At 69.8% G+C, this 10,321-nt stretch carries 12 protein-coding genes; 6 read left to right on the forward strand and 6 right to left on the reverse strand.

Going from position 1 to position 10,321, the window contains the following annotated elements; genetic code table 11:
* Nucleotides 1-46: 46 nt before the first annotated feature.
* The 5 genes from J7U37_RS11385 to otsB all read right to left on the reverse strand — a co-directional run bounded on the left by J7U37_RS11385 (nt 47) and on the right by otsB (nt 4,751).
* Nucleotides 47-388, reverse strand: coding sequence for an aldo/keto reductase (locus J7U37_RS11385; RefSeq protein WP_348772990.1), 342 nt, complete (start codon nt 386-388; stop codon nt 47-49).
* 132 nt (nt 389-520) lie between these two features.
* The gene (locus tag J7U37_RS11390; protein ID WP_247635797.1) at nt 521-2,053 is read right to left on the reverse strand and encodes a Do family serine endopeptidase; all 1,533 of its coding nucleotides are present in this window, start codon (nt 2,051-2,053) and stop codon (nt 521-523) included.
* An 86-nt stretch (nt 2,054-2,139) separates the two neighbouring features.
* Nucleotides 2,140-2,853, reverse strand: coding sequence for a DUF2459 domain-containing protein (locus tag J7U37_RS11395; RefSeq protein ID WP_247635798.1), 714 nt, complete (start codon nt 2,851-2,853; stop codon nt 2,140-2,142).
* Nucleotides 2,854-2,918: 65 nt separating this feature from the next.
* On the reverse strand, nt 2,919-3,929 hold the full coding sequence (locus J7U37_RS11400) for a glucokinase (protein ID WP_247635784.1): 1,011 nt from the start codon (nt 3,927-3,929) through the stop codon (nt 2,919-2,921).
* Between the two features lie 66 nt (nt 3,930-3,995).
* Complete coding sequence (gene otsB / locus J7U37_RS11405) at nt 3,996-4,751, reverse strand: trehalose-phosphatase (RefSeq protein WP_247635785.1); 756 nt, start codon at nt 4,749-4,751, stop codon at nt 3,996-3,998.
* A gap of 125 nt (nt 4,752-4,876) precedes the next feature.
* Here otsB and J7U37_RS11410 point away from each other — a divergent pair, with 125 nt between their 5' ends.
* Nucleotides 4,877-5,371: a DUF427 domain-containing protein gene (locus tag J7U37_RS11410; protein ID WP_247635786.1), complete on the forward strand. Its 495-nt coding sequence runs from the start codon at nt 4,877-4,879 to the stop codon at nt 5,369-5,371.
* A 72-nt stretch (nt 5,372-5,443) separates the two neighbouring features.
* Entirely contained in the window at nt 5,444-6,670 is a 1,227-nt protein-coding gene (locus J7U37_RS11415; RefSeq protein WP_247635787.1) for a serine hydrolase domain-containing protein, read from the forward strand.
* An 84-nt stretch (nt 6,671-6,754) separates the two neighbouring features.
* Here J7U37_RS11415 and J7U37_RS11420 read toward each other — a convergent pair whose 3' ends face one another.
* Nucleotides 6,755-7,417 carry a DUF2147 domain-containing protein gene (locus J7U37_RS11420; protein WP_247635788.1) on the reverse strand — a complete coding sequence of 221 codons (663 nt, stop codon included), beginning with the start codon at nt 7,415-7,417 and terminating at the stop codon, nt 6,755-6,757.
* Nucleotides 7,418-7,967: 550 nt separating this feature from the next.
* Between J7U37_RS11420 and J7U37_RS11425 the strand changes: the two genes are divergently transcribed.
* From J7U37_RS11425 to J7U37_RS11440, 4 genes are all read left to right on the forward strand, one after another.
* Nucleotides 7,968-8,624 (forward strand): phosphatase PAP2 family protein, encoded by a 657-nt coding sequence (locus tag J7U37_RS11425; RefSeq protein WP_247635789.1) that lies wholly within the window; start codon nt 7,968-7,970, stop codon nt 8,622-8,624.
* Nucleotides 8,625-8,649: 25 nt separating this feature from the next.
* Complete coding sequence (locus J7U37_RS11430) at nt 8,650-9,525, forward strand: SDR family oxidoreductase (protein ID WP_056183079.1); 876 nt, start codon at nt 8,650-8,652, stop codon at nt 9,523-9,525.
* An 85-nt stretch (nt 9,526-9,610) separates the two neighbouring features.
* Nucleotides 9,611-9,886 carry a hypothetical protein gene (locus tag J7U37_RS11435; RefSeq protein ID WP_247635790.1) on the forward strand — a complete coding sequence of 92 codons (276 nt, stop codon included), beginning with the start codon at nt 9,611-9,613 and terminating at the stop codon, nt 9,884-9,886.
* Complete coding sequence (locus J7U37_RS11440; protein WP_056183076.1) at nt 9,876-10,127, forward strand: hypothetical protein; 252 nt, start codon at nt 9,876-9,878, stop codon at nt 10,125-10,127. Before J7U37_RS11435 ends, J7U37_RS11440 begins: the two co-directional genes overlap by 11 nt.
* Nucleotides 10,128-10,321 lie beyond the last annotated feature (194 nt).

Genomic DNA, 10,321 nt, shown 5'->3' on the forward strand with positions numbered 1-10,321 from the left:
CTCGCGCCGCCTGCGTCACCCCGTTTGAAATGCAGCCCGCGACGGATCAGGGTTGCGTGGTCTGCCAAGCCGCGCACCCCTGGGCGTCGAGGGCGTTGTACTTGGCCTCACTCCAATCGAGGCCTGCGCCCGCCATGTTGTCGGCCAGATGCTGCCGATCGCCGGTGCCGGCAATCGGAAGCAGCACGGGCGAGCGCCTGAGAAGCCAAGCTAGCACCACCGCGCCATCCTTGACCCCGTGTTCCCGGGCAAGCTCGGTCAGGACCGAGCCATACGGGACTCCGTATGAGGCTGCACGAGGGCTTGAGTCGCAGATTCTGCGAAGGAAACCTGCGAGACGGTCACGTATGCCGCCTGACATAACCTGACAGTGCGTCCCCGGACGCATTCGAAGACCTGAACCCGCCAAAGACCTGACGTCATCGGGGCCCGGACGACGGGCGGCGCCGGCCCATGCAATGAGCCGGCGCCGGGTTCGTTTTTCGCGATGCGAGGCGGGTTGGGATCAGCCCGCTCGGGATCAGCCTGCCTTGTTCAGGGCCACCGCCACGAAGCGGGTGACGCCCTTCTGGCTCTTGACGCGCATCAAGACCGCCTTCCGGCCGCTCGTCTCGGCGGAGCGAATCCGCTCGGCGACCTCGGAGGGCTGCGAGACGCTGGAGCCTGCGACATCGAGGATGATGTCGCCCTGCTCGATACCCTTGGCCGCTGCCGGACCATCCGGATCGACCTCCATCACCGCCACACCTTCGGAGCCGGCACCGACTTCGGAGGCCGGAGCGAGGCTGAGGCCCAGACGCGGCTGTCCGTTTGCCGACGAACCGCGATCGTTGTTCGCCACCCGGGTGTCGTTCGGCAGGACACCGAGTTCCACGGTCGCGGTATCGGACTTGCCGCCGCGCAGGTAGGTCAGCTCGACCTTGGCACCCGGCTTGATGCCGGCGATCTTGCGGGACAGCTCCCTGGCATCGTTGATCGGCGTGCCGTTGACGGTTTCGATGACGTCACCGGATTTCAGACCGGCCTTGGCCGCGGGGGTCCCGGCCTCGGCGTGGTCCACGAGGGCGCCCTTGGCCTTGTCGAGGCCGAGGCCGTCGGCGATGTCCTTCGTCACCGGCTGGACCTGAACCCCGAGATAGCCGCGCGCCACCTTGCCGTCGGCCCGGAGCTGGTCGACCACCGCCTGAACGGTCTCCGCAGGAATCGCGAAGGCGAGACCGACGCTGCCGCCTGAAGGCGACGCGATGGCGGTGTTCACGCCCACCACTTCGCCGCCGACGTTGAAGGTCGGGCCGCCGGAATTGCCCTTGTTGATCGGCGCATCGATCTGCAGGAAGTCGTCGTAAGGCCCGGCACCGATGTCGCGGCCGCGGGCCGAGACGATTCCGGCAGTGACGGTGCCACCCAGGCCGAACGGGTTGCCGATGGCCACCACCCAGTCACCGACTCGGGGGGCCGACTTGCTGAGCGAGACGTATGGGAAGGTCCCGCCCTCGGTGATCTTCAGGAGAGCGAGGTCGGTCTTGGGGTCCTTGCCGATGACCTTCGCGTCGAGGGTGCGGTTGTCGTCGAGCGTCACCTGCACGGACTTGGCCTTGTCGACGACGTGGTTGTTGGTCACCACGTAGCCATCGGCCGAGATGATGAAGCCGGAGCCCATGGCGCCGCGTTGGCCCTGGCGCTTGGGCGCGCCGAAACCCTGGCCCTGGCCCTGGCCCGGACCACCCTGGCCGAAGCGCTTGAAGAACTCCCGGAGCTGAGGCGGAACCTGCTGACCCTGGCCCTGACCGGGGCCGTCGTCATCGTCCGACGTGGCGCTATCGTCGAGTTTCACCTTCACGGCGACGACGCCCGGCTTCACCTTGTCGACGACGCTGGCAAAGGAGCCCGGCGGATGGTCGGGCGTCTCGATCGGGTTCTTGGACAGGGACTGGGCATAGGCCGGCGTCGACGGTTGGGTCAGGCCGAAGCCGGCGGCGCCCGTCGCGACGAGGGATGCAACGGTGACCGAGGCGAGAGCATTGCGGCGCAGGCGGTTGGGCTGAGCGATCATCATGGACTCCGGATCGGGTGGCGCGCATCGGCACGCCGTGATCCGGTTTGTAAGGCGTGCCGCCTGACCCCCGCGTGGCGCCAGGATTACGGTTTGGACAGGTTCGCGGTCGCGGCAGGAAGGGCCGTGAGGCCGGCGCGCCAGCGCAGGTCGAGGAGCAAGCCCGCCGGATACGTGTCAAGGATTGGCGTGATCGGGAGGCCGGCCGCATTCAGCAGCCGTGCGGCCCAATGATTGCAGACATTCGCGTAGGAAAAGCGTCCCGTCCCCTCGTAGAACAGGCTCGGGCCGTAGAGGCCTGGTCCGCCGGCGATCGGCTGTCCCTCCACGAGGCCGAATCCTGCCTCTAACCGGGTGAGAAGGCGCGCGAGGCCGGCGCGCGAGACCCGCACGGGCATGATATCGGAACCGGGAAAGCTCTCGCGCACCGGACGCTCCAGACCGACCACCTGGATGACGCCTGCGCGACCCCCCGGCGTGAAGAGGGCCTCAAGGGCGAGGCGAGCATCGAATTGCGCCAGGGTCGGCGTCGCCCGGTAGAAACGGGCTTCGCCCCAGCCGAATTCGATCTGCGGATAGGCGCGAAACCGGGTGGCGATGCTGGCAAGCGCCGGCCCCCCGCCGGGCCCGATCAAGGCCGCGCGGGGCAGGATCAGGCCGGAGTGCCAGCCATGCGAGACGAGGCTGATGGTCTCGCCGTCCTCTGCACGAGCGGGATAGAGGTCGGGATCGCCCGGGTGCGCCGTCATCAGCGCCGCCAGGACCAGCACGCCGATGGTGATCGCCACGACGGCCACCATGGCTGCGAAGAGGCGACCGGTCCGGTACAGGGCGGTACGGCGCGTGCACATCGGATTTCGGACGATCAGTCGGGCTGCCAGACCTGACCGTGATAATCGAACAGATCGGGTTGGCTCGCCAGGGCGGCGAGGCCGGTCAGGGCCGGATCGTGCACGGCGATGACGCTGGTGGGGATTACCTGCATCTGTGCGATGAAAGGCGGCTTGCGCTCGAAGGCTTCGCGAAACGCTCCGCGCTGCAGCACGTCGATGATCCGGGGCGCGATCCCGCCGCCGATATAGACGCCACCGGTCGCCAGGAAGGTCAGGGCGAGATCGCCGCAGACCCTGCCGAGAAGCTTCGCGAAAAGGTTCAGGGACGCTGCCGCATCCGGATCGGTGCCCGAGAGTCCGGCTTCGGTCACGGATGCCGGATCGCGCCGAGGGCCGTCTGTGCCGGTGCGCAGACGGTGCAGTGCCCCATGGAGCCGCGTCAGGCCGGGGCCGGAGAGCAGAGTCTCCACGGTCACGCGACCCTCGACGCGCTCCAGGTGCGGCCACAGCGCGTGCTCGGCGGCATTGCTCGGTCCGAAATCCGTGTGTCCCGCTTCGGTGGAGACGATGACGAGCCGCTTGCCGACCGGCAGCAGCGCCGCCGCGCCGAAGCCGGTGCCAGGACCGAGCACCAGCCGGGCACCTTGATCGCCCTCTCGGCCTTCCTCGCGATGAGGACCGATCGGCGTGAGCTCGGAGGGGCTGATCCCCGCCGCGCCTGCCGCGACCGGCACGTAGTCGTTGACGACGACGGAGCGCGAGAGGCCGAAATCCCGACCGATCCGGGCACCCTCGATCACCCAATGGGCGTTGGTGAGCTGCACCGCCGGTCCGTCGACCCGGGCCGCCACCGCGAGGATTGCCGAGCGCGGGGCGGGACCGTCACCCTGGGCCAGCGAAGCCCGGATGGCGGCGCTGGGATCGGGATGGCCGGCCGTCGCCTCGTGGGAGAGCAGGATGGGCTTCGCGCCCGCCTCCGGCACCACAGCGAAGCGCGCGTTGGTGCCGCCGATATCACCGACGAGAACGGGGAACTCGAACATGCGCGCCTCTTCCATCGGGTGCCCGGGACCGGGCTGGGCGGGAAATTGGGGGCCGGAAATGCGGTTCTAGGCTGGCGGCAAGGCGTCGGGATCGATGGGGGCGCCATCGGCCCATCCATAGATCAGGCGCCGGACATCTTCAGGATCGATCAGGCGACGCGATGCGATGGTCTCGGCGCCCCCGATGCGGATGCTAATGCCACCGAGCTCATTGACCACCGCGAAGGCCTTCTCGTCGGTGAGATCGTCTCCAAGGAAGATCGCCCGGCGGCCCGCATAGGGCGGGTTTCCGGCGAGCGCCCGGATGGCGTGCCCCTTGGTGGCGGAGGCGGGCACGATTTCGCCGACCGCCTTGCCAAGCTGGAGGCGGTAGGCGCTCCCGAGATGGGTCGCAGCGGCCTTGACCGCGTCTTCGGCCGCGGCGGCATCGGTTGGCGTGGCGAGGCGCCAATGGACTGCTACGGAAGCGCCCTTGTCCTCGATCAGCACATGCTCCAGCGCCGCCACGGCCGCATGCAGGGCCGGAACCTGAGCGCGCAACTCGGGATGGTCCTCTGCTCGCCCGCCCGAGACCACGCCGTCGACCCGGCTCTCGACGCCGTGCAGGCCGGCGACGTCGAACCGCGCCGGTGCGAGGAAGCCGTCGATCACCGCAATCGGCCGCCCGGTGACGATGGCGAGCGCGCCGCCGAGCCGGGTGCGCAGGCGCTCCAGGGCCGGGGCGAGGGCCGGATCGACCCGCACCTGATCGGGCTTGGGGGCGATCTCCACCAGAGTGCCGTCGAAGTCGAGGTACAGGGCGAACGCGGTCGGCTCGGTCACGCGGGATGTCCCTTCGTCTGATCCGGGCCTGCGCTACCATGCCCTGCGCCGGGGGAAAACGGGCGGCCGCACCGCCCTGCCCTATCTGTCAGGGCTTCCGATCCACCGAGGCAAGGTTCCGACCCATGTGGCCCACCCCGATCCCGCCCGGCCCGAACGAGGAGAGCGTGTGGGACTATCCGCGGCCACCACGGCTGGAGGCCGTTGACGCGCGCCTGCGGGTTGCCTTGGCCGGTCAGACCATCGCCGAGACCCGGGCCGGGTATCGCGTGCTGGAGACGAGTCATCCGCCAACCTATTACTTTCCGCCTGGTGATGTGGTGGCCGGCGTGCTCGGACCCGCCCGCCGCGCGGGGATCTGCGAGTGGAAGGGCCGCGCGGTTTTGTACGACGTGGCGGCGGGCGTGGCCCGTGCCGAGGGCGCTGCCTGGGCCTACCCCGCTCCGACGCCTGGGTTTTCCGCGATCGCCGGCTACATCGCCTTCTATGCCGGGCCGATGGATGGATGCTTCGTCGGCGATGCGCGGGTGACACCGCAGCCGGGCGGTTTCTACGGCGGCTGGATCAGCCCGGGCATCATCGGCCCCTTCAAGGGCGGTCCCGGAAGCATGGGCTGGTGATTGGCCGAGGCCTTGCGCAGGACCGTTCCCGCGCTATGCCGGGACAGGGTGATCACGGAACGGAGCGTGCGGATGCAGGGTGAGATCGGATGCGAGCCACGGGCTCTGGGCTTCTGTCCGGATCGCCTGGAGCGCATCGACGGCTGGATGCAGAGCCTGGTCGGCGATAGCAAGGTCGCGGGTCTGTCCGTGATGCTGGCGCGTGGCGGACAGACCGCGTTCTTTCGCGCCCATGGCCGCGCCGACATCGCCCGCAACGCAGCCTTCAAGCCTGACACCATCGCGCGCATCTACTCGATGACCAAGCCGCTGACCTCGGTGGCGGTGATGATGCTCTACGAGGAGGGGCGCTTCCAACTCGACGATCCCGTCACCCGCTTCCTGCCCGAATTCACGGACATGCGGGTTCTTACCGGCGGCAACCGAGCGAAATTCGACAGCGAGCCGGCCCAACGCCCGATCACCATCCGCGACCTGCTCACCCACACCTCCGGCCTGACCTACGGTTTCATGGAGGCGACCCTCGTCGATGCGCTATACCGTCAGAACGGCATCGATTTCGGAGAGGCCCAGGAGGCGAGCCTGGCCGACGTGGTCGGACGGCTCGCGCGGCAGCCGCTGCTCGCCCAGCCCGGCGCCGAATGGAACTACTCGGTGGCCACCGACGTCCTCGGGCATCTCGTGGCGGTGGTCTCGGGCCAGGATTTCGCGGACTTCCTGCGCGAACGGGTGATCCGGCCGCTGGGCATGGTCGATACCAACTTCTTCGTGCCCGCCGACAAGCTGCCGCGCCTCGCGGCCAATTACAGCCTGTTCCGGGATCGCACCCTGAAGCTCTACGACGACGCGGTGGGGAGCCGCTTCGCGACACCCCCGGCCTGCCCCTCCGGGGGCGGCGGCCTCGTTTCAACGGCGTCCGACTACATGCGCTTCTGCCGCTTCCTTCTCGGGCGTGGCGAACTCGATGGCGCCCGCCTCCTCGGGCGCAAGACCGTCGACCTCATGCTCATGAACCACCTCGACGGGGACCTGGCCGCCATGGGCCAGCCGCGCTTCTCCGAGACGGCCTACACGGGCATCGGCTTCGGCCTCGGCTTCTCGGTCATGCTCGATCCGGCTCGCGCTCAGATCGTCGGTACACCGGGCGAGGTGGCCTGGGGCGGGCTCGCCAGCACCGCCTTCTGGGTCGATCCAGCCGAGGATCTCGCCGTGGTTTTACTGACCCAGCTCATTCCCTCGTCGGCGCTGCCGCTCCGGCGCGAATTGCGGGTGCTGACCTACGCGGCCCTGGTGGATTGAGTCCTCGGGGGCGAACGCGAAACGCCGCCCCGGGTCGGGAGCGGCGTCTTCTGGGTTCAGTCGGTCGTCGACAGGATGGGCCGTCTATTCCGCGGCCGGGGCGGCCGCCGGCGCCGCACCCGCCTTCGGGGCAGCCTTCGGCGCCGGCTTGGCGGTTCCGGCGCCGCCGGCAGGAGCGCCGGACGCGGCGGCCGGGGCCTTGGGAGCCCACTCGGCGTCGGAGCGCGGCCCGCCCGGGCCGTTGGTCGGGCCGGCGAGCTGTCCCGGCAGCACATCGTTGACCCGGTTCCAGGTCTGGGACCCGCAGAGGAAGCCGAGGAGGCAGCCGCGCACCGACAGTTCGGTCGGCTGGTCCGACCACATCGTCACGTCGTAGAACTTGCCCTCGTCGGCATTGTAGATCTTGCCGCCGTAATGGCCGTCGGGCTGCGGCTTCAGCCCCATGATGAGCTGCAGGCCGAGGGAGGGCCGGGCCTGCTTCTTCGGGTCGGGATTCTTGAAGTCGATGCGGGGTTGGCCCTGATCGTTCAGGGGCACCTTCAGCCAGACCACATAGCCGCACAGGTTGGTGTTCTGCGGGCCGCACTTCTCGGTGCGAATCCGGGCGCGTCCATCCTCTGTGAGCCAGGTTCCACTGGCATCGTTCGGGGCAGCGGCCAGAGCAAGGCCCGGCAGAAGAGCGGCCGCGAGGCCGGCCAGGGGCACCAGCCGGCGTGCGGCGCCCGCGATGGTCGAACGATTCATCATGCTTCCAACAACCCTCATGCGCTCGCCCCGCGGCGACCCGCCCCTATCCGAAGGACGGTCAGCGCCCGTCACCTGATGCCTCGCCATCCGCTGCGAAGGTGACGGGATCATGGCCGGGTTGGGTGAGTCCCGAAGATTTGGCGCACTCACAGGCTCGACGAACAAGCTTCGGGCAGATCTCCCATGTCGTATGCGGACGGACGATCGGCCGGGCCGGCCTGTCCTGACTTCGCGAAGACCTGTTGCGAAGACTTATCCCGAAGATGTGGGGTCGGTCGCGGAAACGCCGGGCGGTACCCAATTCGGCGAGGGTCTTCGCGGCGGTGAGGTGATCGCATCGGTTCTCGCCGACTGCGACCGGCCACGGCCCCGGGCCGTCCGGCACGTGGTCGTCGAAGACGCGGCAGGTCTCGCAGGCCGCTCTCGGGAGGACGATCCGACCTGCGACGCGGTCGTTTCGGGCCGGGGTGCACCTGCCGAACGCGGCATCGAACGATCCGGGGCGCTCCGCGTTTACGGCCGTGCTTCACCCTGGATGGCGGACCCGTTGATGCGTTATGACTCGGCGGGGCTGCGGCGGCGCCTGGAGGCGGCGGACATCCGCCTCGGTGTGTCCCTCGCCCGTGCGAAGGACACCCGCGGGGTGCGAGGCCTGGCAGCGGCCAGCGAGGCGGGGGGCTGGAAATGGCTGCTCGCTCTCTCGGCCGGGACCCTCGCCGTGGGGGTGCTGCGGCGGGACCGGCGTCTGGCGGAGGCCGGGCGGCACATGCTCGTCTCCGGGGTCATGGCGGCGATGACGAAGACGACCGTGAAGCGGATTGTCTACCGCACCCGGCCCAACGTGCTGATGGACGAAGGCCTCTACGAGACCGGCTGGTTCGGGCCGAATGTCGGGCCGTGGCAGTCGTTTCCATCGGGGCATTCGGCTCTGAGCGTGGCGGTGGCGCGCGCCGCCGGGCGGGCCTATCCGGAGATCCGTGGGGTGGCCACGGCGGCGGCCCTGGGCGTCGTCGGGGTCCAGGTTCTGCGCGGCGCGCACTTCCCGACCGACGTGGCGGCGGGGGCGCTCATCGGGTTCTCGGCCGAGGCCGCCGAGCACCGGATCGCCCTCGGGCAGGATGTCATCGCCGGCGTCGTATTCCGAAAGGTCGCGTCGCGGTCACGCGGCATCGGGCAGCAGGAACGGGGCGACGCAGCCTCCGGTTGACGCGGTATTCCAACGGAGACTCCGCGTGACCACCAATCCCTTGACGCAGTACCCCCGGCCCCCGTTCGAGGGCCAGCCGCAGAGCTTTCCCGGCAAGACCGGCAGGATGGCCCCCGAGCCGGATCACGGCGAGGCGAGCTACCGGGGCTCGGGCAAGCTGACGGGCCAGGCCGCCCTGATCACCGGTGGCGACAGCGGCATCGGCCGGGCCGTGGCCATCGCCTTCGCCCGCGAAGGGGCCGACGTGGCGATCGCCTACCTGCCGGAGGAGCAGGCGGATGCCGAGGCCGTGGCCGGCTGGATCGAGAAGGCCGGGCGCCGCGCCCTCCTGCTGCCGGGCGACCTCAAGGACCCGGCCCACGGCCGCGACCTGGTGGAGCGGACCGTCGCCGCCTTCGGCCGCCTCGACGTCCTGGTGAACAACGGCGCCTTCCAGCAGCCGAACCAGGGGCTCGACGCCATCGAGGACACGGTCTTCGAGGACCATTTCCGCACCAACGTGTTCGGACCGTTCTACCTGACCAAGGCCGCCCTGCCCCACCTGAAGCCCGGCGCCTCGGTGATCTTCACCTCCTCGGTGAACTCCAAGCACCCGATGCCCTCGCTGATGGCCTACAGCGCCACCAAGGGCGCCCTGAGTAACATGGTGCTGAGCCTGTCGCAGCTCCTGGCCGAGAAGGGGATCCGGGTGAACGGCGTGCTGCCGGGACCGATCTGGACGCCGTTCATTCCCTCGGGGATGAGCGAGGATTCGGTCAAGTCCTTCGGCAGCCAGGTCCCGTTCGGGCGTCCGGGCCAGCCGGCCGAACTCGCCTCCGCCTACGTGATGCTGGCCTCGCCGGAGAGCAGCTACACCTCCGGTGCCCTCGTCACCGTCGCCGGAGCCATGCCGGTCCTCTGATCCGACCCGACAAACCGAAGCGCCGGGACCGAACGGTTCCGGCACTTCGTGCGTTCCTGTCGCCTCGAACAGGGGGGACGGCACGATGCGGACCTGGAGGGCCATGGACTGGGCGCCGCAGGACGGGCGCTGGATCATCGCGATCCACCGGGACGACCCGGACCGGCGGGCGGTGATCCGCTGGGACCCGGAGAACGCGGTCGATCCCCGGCCCTGGCACGTCGCCTCCTGCCAGCACAGCTACCCGGCCGACGCCTTCACGGACTGGATGGAGTTTCCCGACCGTCCGCCCGGACCGGCGCGTCCGCCCGAATCCGAGATCCACCGGTACGGCAGCGGAGGCGACCACCATGACGCGTGACCCCACCCCGGCACAGAACACCCCTCCGGCCGAGGAGACGGGCGGGCCCCTCACCCTCCAGGTCGAGCCCTGCCCCGAGGATGCCGGCCGCTATCGCTGGACCCTGCGGGCGGGCCTGCACCCCGTGCGGACGGCGCCCTACGCGCTGCCCGATGCCGAGGCCGCCTGGGTCCAGGGCCGGGCGGCTTTGGCCGAAGCCGCCGCCCTGCAGCGGGACACGACGCCGGCCGCGCCGCACTGAGGGGCCGACCGTCCGGCGCGCCGGGCGCCCGGGTTCGCACGGCGCCGGCGGGGCCGGGCACGATCCCGCGCCGTGGGATGCAGGATCGTCGATTGCAGGATCGTGGATTGCAGGATTCGTGGGTTGCGGCGATCCGGGCGGGGGCGTGAGTCGCCCCGGAGCGCCCTTTCCGTCCGGGGAGGAACCCGCGCGGT

The organism is Methylobacterium sp. 37f, assembly GCF_023093475.1.
GTDB lineage: Bacteria > Pseudomonadota > Alphaproteobacteria > Rhizobiales > Beijerinckiaceae > Methylobacterium.